Here is a 22957-nt window from a genome sequence, read left to right on the forward strand (position 1 = left end):
ATTAAAATATAGACGCCCTTGAAGGGTGTCTATATTTTAATTCAAGTATAAGTTCAACCTTATTTGTTCCAATTATGCTGCTTATGCAATAGCAACTCATAACCTTGTTGAAATTATTTAAATAATTTCTGATACCGCTCGCATGGTCTGAGTAGTGGCGGTGAAACTTTCAATGGTAGCTGTCATTTCTTGGTTAGCTGCTGCTTGAGTATGTGCGACATTCATTAATTCTTCAACTTTTCGCATAAGATGATTAACTTTATTATCAATCGTTGAAATGAGTTTCTTAGTATCAGTAACTGATTTTGCACTATTTTCGGCCATTTTACGTATTTCATCGGCTACAACGGCAAAACCACGCCCAAATTCGCCAGCTCGTGCAGCCTCAATAGCCGCATTTAGGCCTAGGAGCCTCGAATTAGTGGCAACACTATTTACAAAATCTAATATGTTATTAGTTTGCTCTATCAGTTGCAGAATATCCTGAGTTTGTTCTAATACCTCAGATACATTATCGGATAATAATAATGCGGAGGATGCTAAATCTTCTGTTGTAGCTGACAGTTGTTCAGCCGAAGATGAAATATTCTCAGTTATCTCTTGTAGAGCAGTTTGACCTTTTAAACTTAACGCAAGAGTCAGGGTTCCGATAATTGTATCGGAATTATTTTTTATAGGTAAGGTTGAGGATTTAAATGCTACGCCATAGAGTTCCTTTGGCATAATGCCTATTTTATGGACACCAGTCTTTAAGACTACAGGGATATGTCCTTTTTCGGGGATGGGGCTCCCTATTAAGTTAGATTGCTTTACAACAGCTTCTGAACCCATAAAATAATGCCTGAATTTTTCTCTATCAGTTATTATCACAGTATTCTCTATCGGTATCACTTGATGAAATAACGATGCGATTTTTCCAATAATTTCAAAAAGGTTTTCTTCATTTAAGTTATTCAATGTTGCAGTGTTTTCCATATATACGCCTCTTCCGTTAAATCCACAAAAGCTCCTTCAGGAACTCAAATCCCAGATATCGTCTATACAAATGTAGGTCGTTACCATGCAGGGATTAATGTCTACCGCGAACACGAGATTCTCGCAGAAATAGCAGGGGGATTACCGGCTACTCTCCCCTCAGAGAAGGAATTCTTTAATCCGGTTATCTCTGATTTTATGGCAAAATACATCGTGCAAGGTTGGGGTTGGTGATGCACTAATCGGGGCTACTCAGGCCATGGCGGAGTACAATGGCGTTTCTCGGGCTTCCCATGTAAAGGACAAGATTGTGGAGATGTGCCACCTTAACGAGACCTTATATTCTTGCGGAATTGCCTGTTCCACAGAGGGCCGTAAAACGGCATCTGGCAATTATCTCGTTGATATTTTGTTAGCTAATATCTGCAAACAAAATGTCACTCGTTTTCCCTATGAAATAGCTCGCTTAGCGCAAGATGTTGCAGGAGGAGCATTCGTTACAATGCCATCAGAAAAAGACTTCGCTCACGTGGAGGTAGGGCCATTAATTAAAAAGTATTTTATCGGCAAGTCGGACATCTCAGCAGAAAGTCGTCAGCGGATGCTCCGGTTGATAGAAAACCTGACGATGGGGACAGCAGCTGTAGGTTACCTGACAGAATCTATGCATGGAGCAGGTTCTCCCCAAGCCCAACGCATTATGATCAGTCGATTGATCAATCTCGCGCACCGGAAAAACTTAGCGGAGAAGCTTGCGGGTGTTCAGGAAAATAAAGACGTGGATTGGCAGTAAATCCACTATCTTCGGAACGGTATTCCTATTAAGAACCGTGCTTTTGGCTGATGCTATCCTGTGGGGACTTAAATATTAAGTAGTATTAAATATCGAACATACGGTTACTGTTGAAAGGAGCTTAAATGGGGAGAGATTGTTGTTTCGTATTCATCAACAATGTCCATCTATGGTCTTTCTCAGGAGATATTGTTAGGATGGCAGAAATAGCCGCGATTTCAATCGTGGCTATTTCTTATAACATTCGAGAGATCTCCCAAGGCATCCCAACCATTTTCAACATTGCTTAGTCTCGAGAGTACATAAAAGTCAACATCGACCGAAACCTGGTGTGCGATATTAAAACATATTGAAAACTATTTTTATGATTAAAGGATTATGAAGGACAAGTTTCTTGAAATCTGAATTATATTTGGCTATTCCCGAGAGCTGTTGCGGACTCGCCAGAGTAATGGTATTTTTCTTAAATATATTTAAAGTGATGTGTGTATCCGCTGAAGATAGTCTTATAGTAATTCATTGGCATGGAAATTGCTTAGAGTAATAGCAATAGTAATAGTAATAGCAAAGGATCGAAATTAAGCGGGGAGGAATATGAAGAAATCTAGTATGGAGTTTGATTTGCATACGCATTCCAGTCAGGGCTCGGCCTGCAGCCGTATGAACATTTGGGACTTAATTCACGCAGCGTGTCAGAAAGGTTTAGATGGTGTCTGCATCACCGATCATGATTATTGTTGGGATCCAAGGGAGTTGGCCAAACTGCACAAGGAAAGCGGTCTTCAAGTCTATGGTGGAATTGAATTAAGCACATCTGTTGGAGAAATATTGGTATATGGTGTTCATCAATCCTTGTTACACCTTAGAGATGACTTGCCAAAATTAGCACAATTCGTACGGGAATCGAAGGGGGTGATGGTCGCTGCGCATCCTTTTCGAACTGATTTTGCCTTATCCCCATTCTCTAGGGAAGAACGTGGTTTGGAACCGATTGAAGTGGAGGTGATGTGCAGGAGATCAATCTTTGACTTTGTAGACACCTTGGAGGTCTATAATGGCCGAAGCTGTCAGGAGGAAATAAATGCGGTGCGTAAGGCCACAAAAATTTTAGGTAAAAAAGGAACCGGGGGGAGCGACGCCCACAGTATACTCAGTGTTGGCTCTTGTGTAACCGTATTTGATGCCCCAGTTGAGAATGAGGCACACCTGGTAGATCAATTGCTAAATGGATGTATTCAGGCAAAAAAGAAGGAGGTATCACGGAATGTGTTGGGTATGTGATAAATATAGTAACGGAGAAAAATGGTATCTCAACCCGGAAAACTATGCAAGACGTTTATATAAAGTTCGCAAAGAGGGCAAAGAAGCGGCTGGTGCTGATGCAGACCCACAGGCAGCTGGGATGGGTGCCGGCGTGGTGGCAGAGTTAGTTAAGGCTAGAATCAGCGGGGATCAAGAATGGGAGGACGAAATTAAACGCGAAGCCTTGGAACATGCCTATCAAACACATTTTGGACAGGTAGTCACCCTTGATGAATATCTTCAGATTCTGGATATTGCATATCCTTTGGCTAAAATGACGTGCGGATGTCGTCGAGTGCAAAGGGGTATGCCTGATGAGGAAAACTTCACGTGTATGGGCATCGGACCTGGAATGTATAAGTGGGAACGTTGGCCTGAGACTTATCATGGCGGGGTAGAATTCGTTACCCCGGAGGAAGCAAAAGAATGGGCAATGATGAACCACAAGGAAGGAAGAGTTCAGACGGTTGACGTATTTGGCACACCCTACATTGGGGGACTCTGCCAATGCGAGTATCCTGGGTGTGTAGCGGTGCGTAACAGGATCGATTATGACTTTAAATTTCTGCTCAAGGGCCATACAGTGGCTAAAGTAGATCGAGAGAAATGCACAGGGTGTAAAAGTTGCTTGGGCCGTTGTCAGTTTAAAGCTCTAAATCTTGAGGTTTACACGAACAAAGCTTATATAGACTTAGATCAATGTTTTGGGTGCGGACTCTGTGTAACGGCCTGCCCAAGTGGCGCTATCGAATTAATTGACAGGCAAAGTTTGCCCGGATTAGCCGAAAACTGGTAAAAGGAGGAAGATCTAATGATTGCTCAAATTGGCATTGACTACGACTTATGCAAAGATCCCTTAAACTGTCGCAAGTGTTTGAGTGTATGTCCATCGGTAGTTTTCGTGTGCGGTCCGACGAAAGTCTGGAAAGGACGAGAGAGTGATCCCAGTGAATATCGAATCGTTGGACGCTATTTCGACAAGTGTTCCGGATGTGGTGATTGTGTCAAGGTTTGTCCTATTGATGCTATACAACTGAATTTTGTCCCCCGTGATCAGTTAGCCCAGAAATATAAGGAGGAAAGGGCAGCTCAATTAAAACAACGTAATTCTTAACTTATTCGGGAATAATTGAACATTTTATAAACAAAGGGGAGTTAAGTATGGCTTTGGATTTTAAGGTTTTGCAAAAAGTCAAAGGCAACCCCAGTGCAGAGGCAGCACCTGGGCGCAGGCTAAAGATAAACCCCGGTCAGGATTATGTCTATGATCTGCCTAAGGAGCTAATTTATGCTGTGAACAAGGAATTCCCAATTGAAAGTCTGTTTAGCTCAGACGAAGTAACCAGCGAGGAATTTCTGGTAAAACAAGGGAAAACTTTTATGAACCTTGTAATAAGAAACGCTGATTCTGACGCCTACAGAGATAGGACGGCAGATATGATTGAACGTGTAGCTCAGCAAACTGGGATTCGTTTTCCCCATGTCTTTGAACGATATGTTGAACTTGCCATTTTAGCTTTGCGTCCACGAGATGCCTGGACTGTCACAGAAGCAACGACAAGGGTCTTGAAAGTGCGCAGTTTTAACTGCAGCCTAGGCAAGAAGTTCGCTGAAAAAGGGATAAACAACTGCCAGACCTTCTGCTTGGCAGCTTGTCAAGTGGCAGCAGAACAAGCTGGAACTCCCGTGCAAATGACTTATAAAAATGAGGAAGACGGCAGCGGGCTATGTGAACTTACCTTTCAAAAGGTGTAAGGAGGTTAATCGTGCACATTGGACATAACGAGGATGACCTCGATCATGAGAGCTTAGCTATGCGTCATTTAGGTGAGGGTATTTGCAAGGAACGTGCTGGCCATCTTTATGAAGCTTTAAATGAATATATGGTGGCAAATGCTCTTGATCCAGATTTAGAAATAATACAGATCAAACTGGGCGAACTTAAGAAGAAAATGGGTCTTTAAAAAGTGGCAATTACCTATGGCAAAAAGGAAGGAGGGCGGAGAATATAATAATTGGCAAAGAATTAATTGGCCTTGAGAGTAGGTTGCTCCCATTGAAAATTAAACTTGAAGATGTGCGCAGGTTCGCAGAAGCTATTGGGATTCGGTTCAATGACCAAGTGCCAGCAACTTTTGTGGGAACATTAGTTCAGGCAAACATTCCCGGAGTAGAATTGCCGGCACCTGGCATGATTCACGGAGAACAGAATATAACATACTATCGTCCGCTCTGTGTGGGGGATAGTCTTAATTATAAGAAGTGCGTCAAAGATGTTTATGAACGCAGTGGCAAGCTAGGGAAGAAGATGTTTTTAGTGCTCGAAACTACTGGTTATGATTTGGCAGGAGAATTGGTATTTGCCAGTAGTTCTGTCTTAATTGCACCTTCTAAGGAGGAAGGCGAATGAAAAGCCTATTAGATTATCAGGTTTCAGAACCGCTTCCTATCCGAGAATGGGTTCCTAGTGACTTGCAAGTACGTCAATACGCGGAGGCGACTGGGGATTTTAATCCAATTCATTTAGATGATGATTATGCCCGCCAAGCCGGTCTGGAGGGGGCGATAGTGCACGGCATGTTAACAATGGCCCAAATGGGTGCAATGTTAACAGATTGGATCGGTGAAGAAGGGACGCTTAGTAAATTCAATGTGCGGTTTGAGCAATTAGTCCGACCAAATGATAAGATTACGTGCTCTGGTTCTATTAAAGCGCGATCGAAAAACACCTTAGTTTGTATTTTAGAAGCCTCTAACGACAAGAAGGAGAGAGTTTTATCCGGCTTGGCATACGTCATGCTCAAAAGCTAAATCACTGTTAACGAGTCCTTTTTGATCTGTCATATATGCAGGGCGGACCTGTTTAAACTGAAAATTGTTGTGCGTTTTAGTATACAACGGTTTGCACGAATGCCTCTAGAAACACAAAAAGGCCTGGACGGGTCTTTTTGTGTTTCTAAAGGCATTAAATTATATCAAGAATATTTGAACTATTTAAAGATTTATCCTTTACTTCAATTAACCAGCTTCTATATAATGGTGATAAAAAGCAAAGAGAATGGGGGAAAAGCATGAGTGTCGGAGTCCATGCTGTCACAACCAGCGATTTTCCACAATGGGACAGAGAACTATTGTTTCATATATTGGATAATATTCATGACGTAGTGCTTGTTATTGATTCCGATACGACTATTGTTTATGCAAACGAGGCTTATGCTAAAATTCTTGGAGTGCCTGTGGCTAAAGTATTAGGGCGAAGATTAGACAAGATTGAGCCAAAAGCGGCGGCGATTGAAATATTGCGAACGGGTAAGCCAACCAGCGGTGCAGATTATTTGGATTCTTTAGGGATCGATGTGGTAGGGAGCTCCTTTCCTTTATATAATGGCGACAGTATTATTGGCTGTGTTTCTACATTTAAAAACATAACTGAAGTCGTTGAATTAAACCGTGAGCTGCAACAAACCAAGGGACTGGCGGACTATTTAAAAGAGCAGTTAGAACAGTGGGAACAACTGCCTCTTTCCTTCAAGGAATATGTAGGACAAAACAGGAACGTGAAAGAGACATTGGTGTTGGCTGCCAAGGTGGCGCGCACGGATAGTACAGTATTAATCCGCGGTGAAAGCGGTGTAGGCAAAGAAGTGTTGGCAAGAGCAGTACATAACAGCAGCCGTCGTAAAGATATGCCCCTGATTAAGGTGAATTGTGCAGCTATACCCGAGGACTTAATAGAGAGCGAACTCTTTGGATATGAAGACGGTGCTTTTACGGGTGCAAAAAAGGGAGGGAAGCTAGGGAAATTTGAGTTGGCTCACAGCGGCACAATTTTCTTGGACGAAATTGGGGATATGAGCTATACCATGCAAGCAAAACTACTGCGAGTGTTACAAGAAAAAGAGTTTGAACGAGTAGGGGGAACCAAACCAATAAAAGTCAATATTCGGGTGATCGCGGCCACAAACCGAGATTTAGAAAGTATGATCAAACAAGGTACTTTCCGACGTGACTTATATTACCGCTTAAATATCGTTCCTCTTAATTTAACTCCACTGCGTGAGCGTAAAGATGACATTTTAGCTCTGGCTAAAACCTTCCTTGGTCAGTTTGCTCGAGAAGTTGGTCATGAGCTGATATTGTCTCCCCAGGTCGTAGGTTTTTTTCAGGATTACGACTGGCCCGGTAACATTAGGGAATTGCAAAATGTATTAGAACACGCAAGTATCGTGTGTAACGGTATGATTATCGAAATGTATCATTTGCCTGCTCAATTAATACCGTCTACTTTCGATCAATATGATAACACGAAGGACTCTTCTTCTGTAAAAGAGATTATCGCATCCGTGGAAAGGGAACTTATTTTATCGGCTTTAGTCACTCATAAGAATAATCGTACGAAGGCAATGGAGGCATTAGGCTTTTCTAGGCGAGTATTTTACGATAAGTTACGTCGGTATGGTATAAAGTAATTCGCCCAGCTAACGGTAAAAGGGGTTTAGGCGCATGTGCGTTTTACGCACTATATTATAGTTAAGGAATCGAGCTTTGTATCTAATTCCATACGGATTAAGTAATTTCCAACGGGCGGATCTGCCTGTTGGGAGTTTTTTTTTAGAAATTATCGCTACCTTCTAGCTGTTATGCCCTCTTTGTCATCACCGCTACTTCTAATCAGGCATGCTTTTTGCAAAGATGAGTGGTAAATAAATATTCAGAAAATTTAAAATCGATATGGTTTAACGAACAAAATTAGGGGGTTGTTCAAATGGCTTATGAAACGATAATTGTGGAAATTGAAGAGGGAATCGCAGTACTTACTCTTAATCGCCCCATGGTACTCAATGCTCTAAACAATCAGGTCTTTTACGAGTTGGCTGAAGCTGCTTCAACTATAGCTGCTGATCCGTCTGTGCGTGTCATGATCATCACAGGTGGGGATAAGGTATTTGCCGCAGGAGCGGATATCGGTCAGATGGCTTCTGCATCCGCTGTGGATGTGACAACAAGCGATAATCCCTCGCATCGAGCATTTCACTTAATCGAAAATATGCCTAAGCCAGTCATCGCGGCGGTCGCTGGTTATGCTTTAGGTGGCGGGTGTGAACTTTCATTGGTTGCGGATGTACGAATCGCTGCCGACAATGCTCTGTTTGGCTTACCCGAAATAAAGCTGGGTATTTTGCCAGGGGGAGGAGGAACACAGCGTTTACCTCGTCTAATCGGTGCTGGCAAGGCGAAAGAACTAATATTTGGCGGGGATTTTATTAAGGCAGATGAGGCCTTGAGCATAGGTCTTGTTAATAAAGTAGTGCCTGCAGATCAGTTATCCACTGAGGCTAAGAAAATGGCAACACGCTTTGCTGAACGAGGTGCTGTGGCTTTACGTCTGGCTAAATCATGCGTGAATGAAGGGCTTAAAATGGACTTGGAGGCAGGTTTGCAGTACGAGCATAAATGTTTCAGTCTTCTTTTTTCGACTGAGGATCAAAAAGAAGGCATGAAAGCCTTTTTGGAAAAAAGACCTGCAAGATTTCAGGGGCGTTAGGGTTAAGATCATGTAAGAATATCTGACAAACGAGGGTAAGCATCGACGGATTGGATGATTAAACTATGAACTGAAAGGGGTTTGACTATGAGAACAAGAGCTCAGTATATTGAGAGATTAGGCAAAATGAACAACAACCTCTATTGCAATGGACAGAAAATGGATAGGTTGGATGAGCGTCAAGAAGGGACCATCAATGTCATGGGCTTGACCTTTGACGCGGCCTGGGATCCCGCCAGCAAGGATCTTTGTACAGCGACGTCCCACATTACAGGAGAAATCATTAATCGCTTTAACCACATTCACCAGAGTGTAGAAGATTTACATAAAAAGCAAGACATGACTCGATTTATGTGCAATAAGGTTGGTCAGTGCATTCAACGGTGTATGGGTATAGATGCCGCCAACGCTATCAATGCCGTTTCTTTTGAAGCTCAGAAGTCCCCTAAGGCTAAAACTGCCTATCATGACAACTGGCTTAAGTGGCTGGAGCGGTTTCAAAGAGAAGATCTTGTAGCAAGTTGCGCTCAGACCGATGTCAAGGGTGAACGTCTGAAGCGGCCAGCCGAACAAGATGATCCTGACATGTATGTCCACGTTGTAGAAGAGCGAAGTGACGGCATTATAGTCCGTGGTTCCAAGGTCCATATTTCTGAAGCTTCGATATCCGATGAAATATTGGTAGTGCCTAACCGGGCCCTTAAAAAAGGGGAAGAGGCTTATGCTTTGGCCTTTGCTGTCCCTTCGGATTATGAAGGCATTAAGCAGGTTGTCCATATTCACAATACTCGCAAGCGCGAGCATTATCAAAGGGGAATTGAATATGGCTATACGGATTCTTATATAATATTCGAAGACTGTTTCATTCCCTGGGAACGCGTATTCCTATGCGGAGAAACCCAGCATGGGGGGATCGCCGCCCTATTGTTTGCTTTGTTCCACCGCCATTCATATTCTGGATGCAAGCCAGCAATGCTTGATTATGTCATTGGTCTGAGCGGTTTGGCGGCTGAAATAAATGGAATTGAGAGCACCCCGCATGTGCGTGAGATGCTGTCCAAGCTGATCATGACAGGTGAACTGGGATATGCAGCAGGTTATACGGCATCTGATTTTGGCAAGCCAGAGGTTTATATCCCAGGAGTAGGAGTCATGAAGTATGGCCCGGGCAGCTATATCCCAAACTCAATCTATGCCAACGTTGGAAGGTGTCTAACTGGGGAAGCCGTCTTCCATGAGCAAGAGATTCTCTGCAACATAGCAGGGGGTATGCCTGCAACGTTTCCTTATGAAAAGGACCTTGCAAATCCAGAAACTAAACATTTGCTGGAAAAGTATCTTAACCGAAACCCGAAGATTCCCATCGAGGATCAAATCAAGTTCTGGTTGAACTTTGCTGATTTTGGTCTCTCCAGTTTTTCGGGACCAACACAATACGGTGCCTACCATGGCGGGGGATCACCGATTATGGAGCAGATTGCGATAACTTCCCAGTACGACTTAGAGTCTAAAAAAGACATTGTCCGCGCTATTGCCGGGATGTCACCTAGGTCTAAGAAAAAATAGTGAAGAATATTGGTACTCAAGGATAGTTTTGATGACTTAAAAGAAGATAAGAAATTGACTCGATTATTACCTTGATATGACCAGGTCTGTAGTATTTAAGTCACTATAACTTTTAAAGTCTTAGGAGAGAGGATGATTATCCATGGGAAGTAAATATATATTTAGCAATCGTGACCACAAGTTTATTATAAAAGAGTGGCTGGACGGAAGAAAAATTCTTAGTTTAAAACGCTTTCAGGACTATTTAAGCATAGAGGATGTTGATGGAATTCTTGATCAGTCCTTAAAAGTATGCAGAGACGTTGTCGCTCCCACGAATGATGACGGTGACACAATCGGAGCGATCTTCAAAGAGGGAAAGGTTACAGTTCCGCCCTCATTTCATAAAGCATTCAAATTCATTCAAGAAAATGGGTGGGGAGCCAGCAACAGTGATGTAGATGGAGAAGGCGCCCTTCCGGAGATCCTTAATCAAGCTGTACGTGAGTTTATTATTGGTGCAAACCCATCTTTGTCTCCCTATGTTGGGTTGTGCGGGGGTATAGCATCCGTAATCAAAGCCTTCGGGTCTCCGGAACAGATTGCTCTTTTTACTCCGAAAATGTTCGAGGGAGTTTGGGAAGGAACAATGTGCCTAACTGAACCAGGCGGCGGTTCTGATGTTGGGGATATGACAACCAAGGCTTATGCTACAGACAACCCCTTAATTTATAAGTTGAAAGGCACTAAGTGTTTTATCACCGGAGGGGATCACGATCTTACAGATAACATCATTCATCTGGTACTGGCTCGAGTGGCTGGCGCCGCCCCCGGCACCAAAGGTTTGTCTTTATTCATTGTGCCAAAGATCTGGGTTAATGAAGACGGCAGTTTGGGAGAATCCAATGATGTTGCTACGGTTGGGATTGAACATAAAATGGGTCTCAAGGGTTCGTCTACAGCAGTGCTTAGTTTCGGAGATGAAGGGCAATGCCGCGGTATCCTGTTAGGAAGCGCCCCGGATGAAAAAGGGTTTGGACAGGGTATGGCCCAAATGTTTATGATGATCAACGGTTCACGCTTGGATACAGGGCACAGTGCCCTTGCAGTGGCGACAGTAGCCTATAATAATGCAGTTCACTATGCTAGAGAACGTATTCAGGGTCGACCTATTCACAATCCCAAAGGGGACAGGGTTCCCATTATTCAGCATGAGGATATAAGGCGTATGCTTCTTACCCAAAAAGCGACCCTAGAGGCAATGAGAGCTATGATCTTTAAGGGCTACTATTATCAGGATCTAATCGTATTTGGGGATGATCCTGCCGATGTCAATAAAGCCAAACGTTCCATTGAAGTTATCACTCCTCTAGTAAAAGCGTATTGCTCTGACCAAGGGTGGTTAATGATTACTGAAGCCATTCAAGTTTTTGGTGGATATGGGTTTACCGAGGAATACCCAGTGGCGCGTCAAGCTAGGGACGTCAAGATTTACTCTATCTGGGAGGGGACCAATTTCATACAATCAATGGACTTAGTCGGTCGTAAATGGAATCTGGATAAAGGGAATATCTTTAAAGAATGGCTAATGGAGATTGCAACATTTGTCCAGGCGAACCAGAATCACGACACTTTTGCCCGGGAGTTTAAGGTTCTCGGTAAAGCATTATTAGCCTATCAGGAACTTCTGGGTACGGTTTTAGGTTACTTTAAAGAAAATATCCGACTCGTTCCTTTATACAGTACAAGGATTTTGCGTATTACAGCTGAACTTTATGGGGGTTATTTACTAATTCAACAAGCTATAGTTGCCCTGGAAAAACTGAAACAAGGGGATGATGACAAAGATTTCTATAACGGGAAAATCCAGACTGCCAAATTTTATCTACTAAATATTGTGCCTGATGTAATGGCAACAGTGAAGGTTATTAAGGAAGGGGATACTTCGGCCATTGATATTCCAGAAGGAGCTTTCTAAGGTTTCGTTAAGTCGGTTCTCTTATGCTTGGCATGAAGTTATTTCATTACGTTTTGTGCCTTGAGCGAGCGAAAGGAATGGATATAAAAATGAAAATCGAGGACGTAAAGAAGATTGGGGTCGTTGGAGCAGGCATCATGGGGCATCAAATTGCCTTGAGCGCGGCTTTGGCCGGCTATAAGGTCAGTTGTACAGATATTAATCCGGAAATGCTGGGCAAGGCTGAGGAATTTGCCCGCACATATTTCCCGGAGAGAGTTGCTAAAGGAAAATTAACTCAACAACAGGTTGATCTCGCTATGGCGAATATTTCATTTACTCAATCCCTTGAAGAGGCCATTGGAGATGCAGATTTTGTGATCGAGGCTGCTGTCGAAAAGATGAACGTAAAACGCGATCTCTTTGCCAACCTGGATAAAATAGCTCCTCCTCACGCGATTTTAGCCACAAATAGTTCCTTTATTGTCAGTTCAAAAATTGCCGATGCTACGAATCGACCTGATAAAGTTTGCAATATGCATTTTTTTAATCCTGCTCTAATCATGAAACTAGTTGAGGTCGTTCAAGGACCGCATACGTCCACAGAAACTGCCCAAATAACCATGGAGTTATGCGAAAAAATGGGCAAAAACGGTGTTTGGCTTAAGAAGGAGATTTACGGCTTCTTAGTTAATCGCATCCTCGTCGCTCTTCATCATGAAGCCCAGTTTCTTGCAGAGATGGGGATAGCCACTCCTGAAGAGATTGACTTGGCAGTAACCAATGCTTTAGGGCATCCGATCGGGCCCTTCCGTTTAATAGATCTTACAGGTATAGATCTGGCCTATTATGTCACTATGGAACATTATCAAGAAACTGGCGACCCCAAAGATAAGCCTTCCCCATTAATTGTGGAGAAATTTGCCAAGGGAGAATGGGGTAGGAAAACGAAGAAAGGTTTTTATTCCTATGAATAATGACTAATAATCCAATTGCCAAAAAAGGGAGGGTAGTTTCTATGCTTCAGGAAGCGGTATCTCTAGTTAGAGTAACGGATGTTTATGAGTCTCTTCAGAAGTGCTTAAGCCTATGTGATGGATTTGCAGGACTTGCGACAAATGACAAAATCCTAATTAAACCAAACGTCGTATGTTGGGAATACAAATTACCATTTCCGCCTTATGGTGTCATTACCACCAGTTTAGTGATGGATGCCTTGGTACGCATCTTAGCGGAACACGGCTTTAGTGATTTGACAATTGGCGAAGGTGCTCTACAATCCCTGATACCTGATATAAATGTCGTTTATGAAACTTTAGGATATAAGAAATTACAGGAGCGCTACGGAGTTAAGCTTGTGGATTTTAACCAAGGAGAGTTTAGCTCAACAGATTATGGAGATGGCTTTCAAATTGATCTTGCCAAACAAGCGTTGGAAGCAGACAAAATTATCAATGTTCCGGTCTTAAAAACTCATAATCAGGCTAAAGTGTCCTTAGGCATTAAGAACCTCAAAGGGTGCTTGAATAAAAAATCCAAACAGGCTTGTCATGGTGTGGGGGATAATGAGCTGAGCCAAATGTTCCCCCGTATTATTGAAAAGTTACCAGTGGCGTTGACCATTATCGATGGCCTTTATACCTTGGAGAAAGGTCCGGGACCTACTGGAAGAGCATTTCGTAAGGATGTACTGATAGCGTCGCGTGATTCTTTTGCCTGCGACCTTGTGGGGTCAGCCATCTTAGGCTATCAAGGGAAGGAGGTGGAACATCTAACTAATTATGCTAAGCGTCATGGATACAGCATGGATTTGGCAGATTACGAGGTCAAAGGGGAAAAGGTTACAGATCTTCAGGAATTTGTTGACTATGATTGGGAATGGTCGGAAGCAGATACTGGTCCGGCAGGGTTCGAAAAGCGGGGAATTACGGGACTTGCAATCCGAAAGTATGACAGTAGTCTATGTACGGGCTGTTCGGTTGTGTACAATCCCATGTTAATTCTTTTCTCTTCAGCCTTTAAGGGAGAGCCCTTTCCAAATGTAGAGGTCGTCAGTGGCAAGCAGAGACTAGCGGCCGAGGGTTTTGACAAGACCGTCCTTTTTGGAAAATGTGCTTGTCACTTGAATAAGAATAATCCCAATATTAAAAAGGCAATCCCAATCTGGGGATGTCCGCCCGATCTGGAAAAGTTCATAGCGGCGTTAGCCGAAGAGGGAATTAAGTGTAACTATAAGGAGTATTTGGGCTTCCTTGACTATTTAGTTGGTCGCTACAAGGAAGAAGAGGGTTTCAGGTTAAAGGATTGGTCGATTGAATAGCTTTTAATTGCTGCGCCAAGATGCATCAGCGAAGAAATGAGAGGAGGATATAAATGCAGATTCATAAAGTAGCGGTATTGGGGTCAGGCGTGATGGGGAGTACCATCGCAGCCCATTTTGCCAATGCCGGAATCCCGAGCCTGTTGTTGGATATTGTCCCTTCCAAGCTCTCAGCAAAAGAGGAAGCAGCCGGATTGACCCTAGAGGACCGTAAGGTTCGAAATAGCATTGCTGAAGCTAATAAGAGTAAATTGGTTAAAATGAATCCTGCCCCATTCTTAGTCCCGGAGTTTGCGGAACGAATTGAGGCAGGGAACTTAAGTGATGATTTGGGGCGTTTAAGTGAAGTAGACTGGGTAATTGAGGTTGTAGTAGAGCGTCTCGATATCAAAGTAGACTTATTTAAAAAGATCGCTGCCAATGTCCGTCCGGGGACAATCGTCAGCTCAAATACGTCGGGTATTTCTTTGAAAGCTATGGTGGAGGGGCTCCCGGAAGAATTCGCCAGATATTTCCTGGGAACGCACTTTTTTAACCCCCCTCGCTATATGAAACTCTTGGAAATAATTTCTGGGCCTAATACCGATCCAGAGGTCATCACATTCCTGAGCGAATTTGGAGAGCGAGTATTGGGTAAAGGAGTTGTCATGGCCAAAGATACTCCTAATTTTATTGCCAATCGGATTGGTGCAGTCGGCTCTCCTGTAATACTTAAGGAAATGCTTCGAACAGGTCTGACTGTAGAAGAAGTTGATGCTTTGACCGGACCTGTTATGGGTCGTCCGAAGAGTGCATCGTTTCGAACGATAGACCTCGTCGGATTGGATACTTTTATTCATTCCAACAATAACGTTGCCGAAGGCGTACCGGCAGAAAAAGATGATTTTATATTGCCGGAGTTTATCCAAACCATGCTGAAAAATGGTTGGTTGGGTGATAAAACCAAACAGGGCTTTTACAAAAAGTCTAAAGGCCCTATAGGAAAAGTCATTGAAGTCCTAGACATTCAAACCATGACATATGGCCCACAGAAGCCTGTGAAATTTGGTTCTTTAGAAAAGGCAAAACAGGCAAAAGGTTTGCCGGAAAAACTTCGTACCTTAGTGAACGGTGATGATATTGGCTCAGAGTTTGCTTGGAATGTTTTGAAGGCATCCTTACTATATGCTGCAACGATCGTTAAAGATATTGCGGATGACATCACAGCAATCGATCAAGCAATGCGTTGGGGATACAACTGGGAACTGGGTCCCTTTGAGTTGTGGGATGCCTTGGGAGTCAAGGCAACTGCGGACCGTATCCTTGCCGAAGGTGGTACGATTCCCCCACTTGTGGAGGAACTGCTTTCTAAAGGACATACGAGTTTCTATCAGAAGACAGAAGATGGACAGACGGCTTATTACGATACCGGAACATATCATGAAAAAGCCTTGAGTCCTTACTCCTTTTCATTTAAGCAGGCGCATAAAGCAGGTAAGGTTATATTTGGGAATGATGGAGCAAGCTTGATAGATCTTGGAGACGGTGTGGCTTGCTTAGAATTTCACTCACCTAACAACTCTATTGGTGAAGATATCGTCACTATGATCCAAAAATCATTGCAAGAAGTTGAAGATAACTATCTGGGAATGGTTATCGGAAATCAAGGTAAGAATTTCTGCGTGGGTGCAAATCTTATGCTCATTCTCTTGGAAGCTGAAGAACAGAATTGGGATCAGATAGACCTAATGATACGTGCCTTACAAAATGAAACAATGGCACTGAAATATGCCAAGAAACCTGTCGTCGCAGCTCCCTTCGGGATGACACTCGGCGGGGGTGCGGAAATTTGCTTGCATACCCACGCTATTCAGGCCTCTTCAGAAACTTACATGGGACTTGTCGAAGTGGGGGTAGGCTTGATTCCTGGCGGCGGCGGAACTAAAGAAATGGCAGTAAGGGCGATGGAAGGAGTTTTGCCGGGTATACAAGTTTCACCGGATTATTTTTTTGGGAAGCGGTTTGAAGCGATTGCCATGGCCCAAGTTTCGACGAGCGCTGAAAAAGCCCGTCAGCTTGGCTTCTTGCGGGATCATGATCATTACAGCATGAATTCTGAACACGTCATTCTGGATGCTAAGGCCCGAGTCATTGATTTGGCTCGTAATTTTAGGCCTAATCTGCCAACTAAAGTTAAACTTGCAGGTCCGGGTGTTCGTGCAACTTTGGAGTTAGCCCTATATGGAATGCGCCAAGGAAATTATATCTCTGATTATGATCGGTATTTGGGCAATAAGCTGGCCTACGCTATGACCGGTGGAGATCGGCCTGCAGGGATGCTGGCTGATGAGCAATATCTCTTAGATCTTGAACGAGAAGCCTTTATGAGCTTGCTTGGCGAAGCAAAGACCCAGGATCGCATTCGCCACATGCTTGCTAAAGGGAAGCCATTACGGAATTAGGGGGGAAAAAGATGCAACAAGCCTATATTGTGCAGGCCAAACGGACGGCTGTTGGAAAGTCAGGAAAAGGGTCCTTGGCACAGGTCAGACCCGATGATTTAGGAGTATATGTTATCCAGGACATCCTTAAAAATGTACCTGCTCTTGAACCAAAAGATATTGAAGATAGTGTAATAGGTTGTTCTTTTCCTGAAGCAGAACAGGGGATGAACGTGGCCAGGATCATGGCCTTGCGTGCGGGTCTCCCAATTGATGTTTGCGGCGTGACAGTCAATCGCTTTTGTTCATCCGGACTGCAGGCCATTTCTATGGCAGCCGATCGAATTCGTTTGGGCGAAGCGGATGTTATGATTGGCGGCGGAATCGAGAGCATGTCTATGGTTCCGATGGGCGGGACTAAACCAGCCCCGAATCCCTATATGATCGTAAATGCACCTGAGGCGTATATTTCAATGGGCATAACTGCTGAAAATGTCGCTAAAAAATATGAAATTACCCGTGAACAACAAGACGAATTTGCTGCCTTAAGCCATAAGAAAGCCTGGGCAGCTCAGAGCAGTGGACGCTTTGATGATGAGATAGTTCCAATTCCCTTGCCGACATGGGGAAAACCGGGTGAAAAATGGTTTAGCAAAGATGAGGGGATTCGTCCAGAGACTACGGCCGAATCTTTGAGCATGCTGAAGCCTGCTTTCATGACTGGGGGCTCGGTGACGGCGGGAAACTCCTCTCAGACCAGTGATGGTGCAGCAATGACTCTTATGATGTCGGAGCAAAAGGTCAAGGCTTTAGGGTTGAAACCTCTTGCAGTTTGGCGCGGATTTGCTGTGGCCGGGGTGGAACCGGAACTTATGGGGATTGGACCGATCAAGGCTATTCCTAAAGTTCTTAAGCAGGTAGGTTTGACTCTTGATCAAATCGATTTGTTTGAGTTAAATGAGGCTTTTGCCTCTCAGTCCTTGGCGATCTTAAAGACGCTGGAGATTGACCCTGCAAAGGTGAACGTTAATGGTGGGGCGATTGCCTTTGGACATCCACTTGGGTGTACGGGCGCTAAGCTTACAGCTACACTTTTAAGTGAGATGAGCAAGCGGAAGTTGAAGTATGGTATGGTGACTATGTGCATTGGGGGCGGTATGGGGGCTGCTGGCGTTTACGAGATAGTGTAGGGATTTGGGGTCTTGTGAAAGAAAGGGGAAATTGCCCGTTCACCCACGTTCCCGTTCACTGGCTCGCTGATGCTGAAGGAATTTCGCCAACCTCTGGGCGGCGCAGGATGTGAACCTGGGCGAAATTGGCCCTTCAGCATCGGAACTCGCTTTATCGTGAACTCCCACGAATGGGTTCACTATGCAATTGCCCCTTTCTTTCTGGTCGACGGGGGTGGGACGAGGGGACGGGGGACGTTGGGGACGGTCTTGGCTTCGTCTTTGGGGTCGTGAAAGTCAGGGGAAATTGCCCGTTCACCCACGTTCCCGTTCACTGGCTCGTTAGATGCTGAAGGAATTTCGCCAACCCCCGGGTAGCGCAGGATGTGAACCTGGGCGAAATTGCCCTTCAGCATCGGAGCTCGCTTTAACGTGAACTCCCACGAATGGGTTCACTATGCAATTGTCCCCTTACTTTCTGGTCGACGGGGGTAGGAACGAGGGGAGTGGAAGGAAACGAGCGACGTTGGGGACGGTCTTGGGTTCGTCTTTGAGGTCTTGTGAAAGACAGGGGAAATTGCCCGTTCACCCACGTTCCCGTTCACTGGCTCGTTAGATGCTGAAGGAATTTCGCCAACCCCCGGGTAGCGCAGGATGTGAACCTGGGCGAAATTGCCCTTCAGCATCGGAGCTCGCTTTAACGTGAACTCCCACGAATGGGTTCACTATGCAATTGTCCCCTTACTTTCTGGTCGACGGGGGTAGGAACGAGGGGAGTGGAAGGAACGGGCGACGTTGGGGACGGTCTTGGGTTCGTCTTTGGGGTCTTGTGAAAGACAGGGGAAATTGCCCGTTCACCCACGTTCCCGTTCACTGGTTCGCTAGTTGCTGAAGGAATTTCGCCAACCTCTGGGTGGCGCAGGATGTGAACCTGGGCGAAATTGGCCTTCAGCATCGGCGCTCGCTTTATCGTGAACTCCCACGAATGGGTTCACTATGCAATTGTCCCCTTTCTTTTTGGTCGACGGGGGTGGGAACGGGGGGACGAGGAAGAATTTAAAATAGATTTATAGAGGTGTAAAAAATTTTAATATAAATTATCAGAAAATTCATATTAATATGTAAACTACTGTTTCAACTTCACTTGGAAAGGAGAGTTTCAGCAAGTTGTATAATTATGGAATGTCAAGTTTACAAAAGAAATTTGAGGAGGCAGGCTATGGATGAACTAATACGCAAAGATTGGCCTGGTAATTTAGATCCGAACTTGACTTATTTTAAGGGGCAGAAGCCTTTGCACGAGTATTTGAGGGGTAATGCTCGTCTAAATCCGGAGAGGATTGCGATTATATGGTATGGGCGGGAGATTACCTATGGGGAGTTAGATGATCTTAGCGAGCGGTTTGCATCCTTTTTATCGAGTTCTGGAGTCAAGAAGGGTGAGCGTGTAGCACTTTTTCTCTCCAATTGTCCACAGTATTTTATTGCTCATTATGGCATCCAGAAAATCGGGGCGGTTGTTAGTCCTTGCAGTCCATTATTTAAGGAGTGGGAACTGGAGTACCAGTTAATTGATATGGAAGCTAAGGTCATTGTAGCGGCGGACAGTCTGTACGATGTTGTTGCTAAGGTACAATCTAAAACTAAAATCGAGCAGATTATTCTAACGAATTATGGGGATTTTCTACCGGATGAACCTTCGTTGAATGTCCCAGCCGAGATTTGCAAACCTAAGCCGATCATATCGGATGTTCAAGACATGCTTTCGGTTATAAACGATGTGAAAGGCTCAGTACCCGCTGTGGACGTTAACATGGATGATATTAGTCTAATGGTTTACACTTCTGGCACGACGGGTAAACCTAAGGGGGCTATGCTTTCTTACGGTAATGCTCTCTTTAAAACCGCGGCTGCAACACAAAGCAACCGAATATTGGAGAAGGATATTTTTCTTACTGTGGTACCGCTTTACCACATCGCTGGGATGTTATTGGGGCTTAATTGCCCGATTTATGCTAACGCGAGTATGGTGCTTTTGTATCGGTTTGATCCGCTTACCATTTTGCAAGCGATTGATCGGTACAAATGTACGTGGTGGTATAGCGTTGTTCCTATGAATGTCGCAGTTATGCAGGTACCAAATGCTGGACAATATGATATTTCCTCCTTAAGAACAACTAGGGGTACCAGTTTTGGGATTAACCTGACCCAGGAGATTGCTGAGGCTTGGGCTAAGTTCACGGGAGGCTGCCAGATTTGTGAGGGGGCCTACGGTCTAAGTGAGACTCACACCGCGGACACCTTTATGCCTTCGAATGCTGTTAAGTGGGGAACACAAGGTATTCCTACCTATGAAACAAAGATACGCATTGTTGATCCGGAAACTGGCAAGGAAAAGCCTGTTGGAGAAATGGGAGAAATAGTTATCTCCACTCCAGGTGCTTTCAAAGGCTATTGGAATAAGCCTGAAGAAAGTGCTCAGACTCTGCGTGAGGGATGGATATACACTGGAGATATGGGGCAGTTGGATGCGGAAAATTATTTAATCTTCTGCGGACGATTCAAAGAGATGATTAAGGTAAGCGGGTACAGTGTGTTCCCAGAGGAAGTGGAAGCCATGCTGATGCGGCATGAAGGGATAGCACAAGCAGCAGTTACAGGTGTACCCGATGCCCAAAAAGGAGAAGTAGTAAAAGCCTATGTCGTTCTCAAATCGGGTCAGAGCACTCATATTACGGATCAGAACATTATGGACTGGGCTAAACAAAGAATGGCCCCATACAAGGCCCCGCGCTATGTGGAATTTCGCGAGTCCTTACCAGCCACCGGAGCGGGAAAAGTGTTACGCAGGCTGTTAAAAGAAAAACAGAACTAGAGATTAGTGATGCAAAAAAGTTGATCGACAAGTCTTACCTGTGTTAGGTGGTTAAGAATAATGCAAAGAAGAGTGATGCCAAGAAGAAAAGGTGAGAAGATTTAAGAATTAGTTTTATAGGTCATAAGGCGAAGATATTCAAAAGATCTGTTTTCTCTATTTATGCCTATGATTAAATAACTAAAAGTAAGAGGAGGAAAAGGGATGACGGAAAACGAGAGAGTATGGATAAAAAGCTATCCTGCCAATGTAAGGTACCATATTGATTATCCCAATAAGTCACTAGGTCAGATGTTTGACGAGACAGTCTCCAAAATGCCGGATACTCCTGCTATGATCTTTGCAGGTCATACCGTTACTTATAGACAATTCGGTGATCAGGTCAACCGCTTTGCCACTGCTTTAGCTGATCTGGGTGTTACAAAAGGGGAACGTGTGGGGCTGATGGGTCCTAATTGTCCCCAATGGGAAGTCGCCTTCTTTGCTTTGCTCAAATTGGGTGCGATCGTCGTCCAGACAAACCCTATGTATGTTGAACCGGAAATTGCTCATCAGATGAATGATTCAGGGGCAACCACGATCATTGTGTTTGAAATGATGTATCCTTGTGTAAAGAATGTACTCCAGGAGACCCCCCTGAAAAGAGTTATAGTGTTTAATTTTCTGGCACCGGTCAAAGCAGCCCCGGACATGTATTCATACGATGATCTTATCAAATGTGAGCCGGCTCTTCCTGAAGTAACCATTGATCCTGCAAAAGATTTGGCGGTTTTGCAATATACTGGTGGTACTACGGGTATCTCTAAAGGGGTTATGCTCACTCACAATAATCTTAGCGCTAATACCCAACAAGTTATTGAATGGTCAATTGACATGAAGTATGGAGCTGAACGAGTTCTCACGATCTTGCCAGTATTTCATGTATATGGCATGACTGACTGCGTTAATTATGCAGTGGCAGTAGCCGCTACTCAGATAATATTGCCTCGTTTTGACCCCGATCAGGTATTGGAAACGATTCGTGCCTACAAGCCTACTTTGTTTCCTGGGGCACCAACTATGTTTATGGCCTTGAATATGCACCCCCGCATTGCGGAATACCATGAGAGCTTAGCTGAAATAAAAGTTTGCACGAGTGGTTCCGCTCCTTTGCCCTTAGAGGTTGCTCAGAAGTTTGGTGTGGTGACGCATGGTATGGGAAATCTGGTGGAAGGATACGGACTTTCCGAAGCATCCCCAATAACCCACTGCAATCCGCTTGACCGCCCTACGCGAGCTGGCTCCATTGGATTACCTCTTCCCGACACGGATTATATAATCACTGATCTGGAAACGGGTGATAAGGAACTCCCCATAGGGGAAATAGGAGAATTATGTATTCGTGGTCCGCAAGTAATGAAAGGATACTGGGAAAAACCGCAGGAGACGGCTGAAACCTTGCGTAATGGCTGGTTGCATACTGGCGATATGGCAAGAATGGATGAAGAGGGTTTCTGTTATATTATCGACCGTAAGAAAGATATGATTATTGCAGGGGGGTTCAACGTATATCCCCGCGATATTGAAGAAGTTTTATATAAACATCCTAAAGTTAAAGAAGTAGTTGTGGCAGGAGTGCCTGACGCCTATCGAGGCGAGACGGTTAAAGCATTTATTGTCTTGCAAGCTAATACCGAAGCAACTGAGCAAGAATTTATAGATTATTGCCGGAACAAGTTAGCCGCTTTTAAAGTCCCGCGTCTTGTTGAGTTTAGAAATGAATTACCTAGGACGATCGTAGGTAAAGTTTTGCGGCGTCAGCTTGTAGAAGAGGAGAAGGCGAAAATTCAAGCAGCGGCTGTCAGCCAAACCTGAATATTATAAAAAAAGAGGGGGATCATTTCAGGGATTAATGCCCCTGAAAATCAGACATATAGCTCAAAGCCCTTTGGAGTTGCTCATTCCGAAGGGCTTCTCTTATTAAGATTTGTTTTGTTGCCGATTTATTCGTTTTTCGTAAGCAGGAATAGTGAACTCGTTCAGCTAAAAGCTGAACATCGAGACTTCGGTGGAGGAG

At 44.2% G+C, this 22957-nt stretch carries 19 protein-coding genes and 1 pseudogene; 19 read left to right on the top strand and 1 reads right to left on the bottom strand.

Translation table 11 applies throughout. From position 1 onward, the window contains the following. Positions 1-117: 117 nt before the first annotated feature. Positions 118-975, bottom strand: coding sequence for a methyl-accepting chemotaxis protein (locus tag M8E35_RS05335; protein ID WP_289710681.1), 858 nt, complete (start codon positions 973-975; stop codon positions 118-120). Between the two features lie 57 nt (positions 976-1032). Here M8E35_RS05335 and M8E35_RS26850 point away from each other — a divergent pair, with 57 nt between their 5' ends. The 19 genes and pseudogenes from M8E35_RS26850 (at position 1033) to M8E35_RS05425 (ending at position 22755) form a co-directional block, all read left to right on the top strand. After that, the gene (locus M8E35_RS26850; protein WP_373887423.1) at positions 1033-1209 is read left to right on the top strand and encodes a 4-hydroxyphenylacetate 3-hydroxylase C-terminal domain-containing protein; all 177 of its coding nucleotides are present in this window, start codon (positions 1033-1035) and stop codon (positions 1207-1209) included. Beyond that, positions 1190-1768 (top strand): annotated as a pseudogene (locus M8E35_RS05340) (4-hydroxyphenylacetate 3-hydroxylase C-terminal domain-containing protein); the annotation flags it as partial. The gene M8E35_RS26850 and the pseudogene M8E35_RS05340, both read left to right, overlap by 20 nt. 594 nt (positions 1769-2362) lie before the next feature. Continuing rightward, positions 2363-3049 (top strand): PHP domain-containing protein, encoded by a 687-nt coding sequence (locus M8E35_RS05345; RefSeq protein ID WP_252467768.1) that lies wholly within the window; start codon positions 2363-2365, stop codon positions 3047-3049. Continuing rightward, positions 3033-3866: a 4Fe-4S binding protein gene (locus M8E35_RS05350; protein ID WP_252467769.1), complete on the top strand. Its 834-nt coding sequence runs from the start codon at positions 3033-3035 to the stop codon at positions 3864-3866. Before M8E35_RS05345 ends, M8E35_RS05350 begins: the two co-directional genes overlap by 17 nt. Before the next feature lie 15 nt (positions 3867-3881). Continuing rightward, a complete protein-coding gene (locus M8E35_RS05355; RefSeq protein WP_252467770.1) occupies positions 3882-4184 on the top strand; it encodes a 4Fe-4S dicluster domain-containing protein in 303 nt (100 codons plus the stop codon). Between the two features lie 47 nt (positions 4185-4231). Next, a complete protein-coding gene (locus M8E35_RS05360) occupies positions 4232-4825 on the top strand; it encodes a hypothetical protein (RefSeq protein WP_252467771.1) in 594 nt (197 codons plus the stop codon). Between the two features lie 11 nt (positions 4826-4836). Next, positions 4837-5034: a hypothetical protein gene (locus M8E35_RS05365; protein WP_073029975.1), complete on the top strand. Its 198-nt coding sequence runs from the start codon at positions 4837-4839 to the stop codon at positions 5032-5034. A gap of 92 nt (positions 5035-5126) precedes the next feature. Then, positions 5127-5480, top strand: coding sequence for an FAS1-like dehydratase domain-containing protein (locus M8E35_RS05370; RefSeq protein WP_252467772.1), 354 nt, complete (start codon positions 5127-5129; stop codon positions 5478-5480). Then, the gene (locus M8E35_RS05375) at positions 5477-5881 is read left to right on the top strand and encodes a MaoC family dehydratase (RefSeq protein WP_252467773.1); all 405 of its coding nucleotides are present in this window, start codon (positions 5477-5479) and stop codon (positions 5879-5881) included. The genes M8E35_RS05370 and M8E35_RS05375 overlap by 4 nt, the downstream gene beginning before the upstream one ends. Positions 5882-6141: 260 nt before the next feature. Beyond that, on the top strand, positions 6142-7539 hold the full coding sequence (locus M8E35_RS05380; RefSeq protein WP_252467774.1) for a sigma-54 interaction domain-containing protein: 1398 nt from the start codon (positions 6142-6144) through the stop codon (positions 7537-7539). A gap of 296 nt (positions 7540-7835) precedes the next feature. After that, entirely contained in the window at positions 7836-8615 is a 780-nt protein-coding gene (locus M8E35_RS05385) for an enoyl-CoA hydratase/isomerase family protein (protein ID WP_252467775.1), read from the top strand. A gap of 87 nt (positions 8616-8702) precedes the next feature. After that, on the top strand, positions 8703-10181 hold the full coding sequence (locus M8E35_RS05390) for a 4-hydroxyphenylacetate 3-hydroxylase family protein (RefSeq protein WP_252467776.1): 1479 nt from the start codon (positions 8703-8705) through the stop codon (positions 10179-10181). Between the two features lie 142 nt (positions 10182-10323). Continuing rightward, the gene (locus M8E35_RS05395) at positions 10324-12138 is read left to right on the top strand and encodes an acyl-CoA dehydrogenase family protein (RefSeq protein ID WP_252467777.1); all 1815 of its coding nucleotides are present in this window, start codon (positions 10324-10326) and stop codon (positions 12136-12138) included. An 89-nt stretch (positions 12139-12227) separates the two neighbouring features. Then, entirely contained in the window at positions 12228-13094 is an 867-nt protein-coding gene (locus M8E35_RS05400) for a 3-hydroxyacyl-CoA dehydrogenase family protein (protein WP_252467842.1), read from the top strand. A 41-nt stretch (positions 13095-13135) separates the two neighbouring features. Then, a complete protein-coding gene (locus M8E35_RS05405; protein WP_252467778.1) occupies positions 13136-14437 on the top strand; it encodes a DUF362 domain-containing protein in 1302 nt (433 codons plus the stop codon). Between the two features lie 53 nt (positions 14438-14490). Next, positions 14491-16878 (top strand): 3-hydroxyacyl-CoA dehydrogenase/enoyl-CoA hydratase family protein, encoded by a 2388-nt coding sequence (locus M8E35_RS05410; RefSeq protein WP_252467779.1) that lies wholly within the window; start codon positions 14491-14493, stop codon positions 16876-16878. Positions 16879-16889: 11 nt separating this feature from the next. Next, entirely contained in the window at positions 16890-18047 is a 1158-nt protein-coding gene (locus M8E35_RS05415) for a thiolase family protein (protein WP_252467780.1), read from the top strand. Between the two features lie 1198 nt (positions 18048-19245). Then, positions 19246-20901, top strand: a complete 1656-nt coding sequence (locus M8E35_RS05420) for an AMP-binding protein (RefSeq protein ID WP_252467781.1) — start codon at positions 19246-19248, stop codon at positions 20899-20901. 204 nt (positions 20902-21105) lie between these two features. Next, positions 21106-22755, top strand: coding sequence for a long-chain-fatty-acid--CoA ligase (locus M8E35_RS05425; RefSeq protein WP_252467782.1), 1650 nt, complete (start codon positions 21106-21108; stop codon positions 22753-22755). The last annotated feature ends 202 nt before the right edge of the window (positions 22756-22957 follow it).

The organism is Desulfosporosinus nitroreducens, assembly GCF_023897015.1.
GTDB classification, from domain to species: Bacteria; Bacillota; Desulfitobacteriia; order Desulfitobacteriales; family Desulfitobacteriaceae; genus Desulfosporosinus; species Desulfosporosinus nitroreducens.

What these genes read in the sequence shown, in the direction of transcription:
- M8E35_RS05335 (WP_289710681.1), bottom strand. Translation starts at nt 975, where the DNA reads ATGGAAAACACTGCAACATTGAATAACTTAAATGAAGAAAACCTTTTT.
- M8E35_RS05345 (WP_252467768.1), top strand. Translation starts at nt 2,363, where the DNA reads ATGAAGAAATCTAGTATGGAGTTTGATTTGCATACGCATTCCAGTCAG.
- M8E35_RS05350 (WP_252467769.1), top strand. Translation starts at nt 3,033, where the DNA reads ATGTGTTGGGTATGTGATAAATATAGTAACGGAGAAAAATGGTATCTC.
- M8E35_RS05355 (WP_252467770.1), top strand. Translation starts at nt 3,882, where the DNA reads ATGATTGCTCAAATTGGCATTGACTACGACTTATGCAAAGATCCCTTA.
- M8E35_RS05360 (WP_252467771.1), top strand. Translation starts at nt 4,232, where the DNA reads ATGGCTTTGGATTTTAAGGTTTTGCAAAAAGTCAAAGGCAACCCCAGT.
- M8E35_RS05375 (WP_252467773.1), top strand. Translation starts at nt 5,477, where the DNA reads ATGAAAAGCCTATTAGATTATCAGGTTTCAGAACCGCTTCCTATCCGA.
- M8E35_RS05380 (WP_252467774.1), top strand. Translation starts at nt 6,142, where the DNA reads ATGAGTGTCGGAGTCCATGCTGTCACAACCAGCGATTTTCCACAATGG.
- M8E35_RS05385 (WP_252467775.1), top strand. Translation starts at nt 7,836, where the DNA reads ATGGCTTATGAAACGATAATTGTGGAAATTGAAGAGGGAATCGCAGTA.
- M8E35_RS05390 (WP_252467776.1), top strand. Translation starts at nt 8,703, where the DNA reads ATGAGAACAAGAGCTCAGTATATTGAGAGATTAGGCAAAATGAACAAC.
- M8E35_RS05395 (WP_252467777.1), top strand. Translation starts at nt 10,324, where the DNA reads ATGGGAAGTAAATATATATTTAGCAATCGTGACCACAAGTTTATTATA.
- M8E35_RS05400 (WP_252467842.1), top strand. Translation starts at nt 12,228, where the DNA reads ATGAAAATCGAGGACGTAAAGAAGATTGGGGTCGTTGGAGCAGGCATC.
- M8E35_RS05405 (WP_252467778.1), top strand. Translation starts at nt 13,136, where the DNA reads ATGCTTCAGGAAGCGGTATCTCTAGTTAGAGTAACGGATGTTTATGAG.
- M8E35_RS05410 (WP_252467779.1), top strand. Translation starts at nt 14,491, where the DNA reads ATGCAGATTCATAAAGTAGCGGTATTGGGGTCAGGCGTGATGGGGAGT.
- M8E35_RS05415 (WP_252467780.1), top strand. Translation starts at nt 16,890, where the DNA reads ATGCAACAAGCCTATATTGTGCAGGCCAAACGGACGGCTGTTGGAAAG.
- M8E35_RS05420 (WP_252467781.1), top strand. Translation starts at nt 19,246, where the DNA reads ATGGATGAACTAATACGCAAAGATTGGCCTGGTAATTTAGATCCGAAC.
- M8E35_RS05425 (WP_252467782.1), top strand. Translation starts at nt 21,106, where the DNA reads ATGACGGAAAACGAGAGAGTATGGATAAAAAGCTATCCTGCCAATGTA.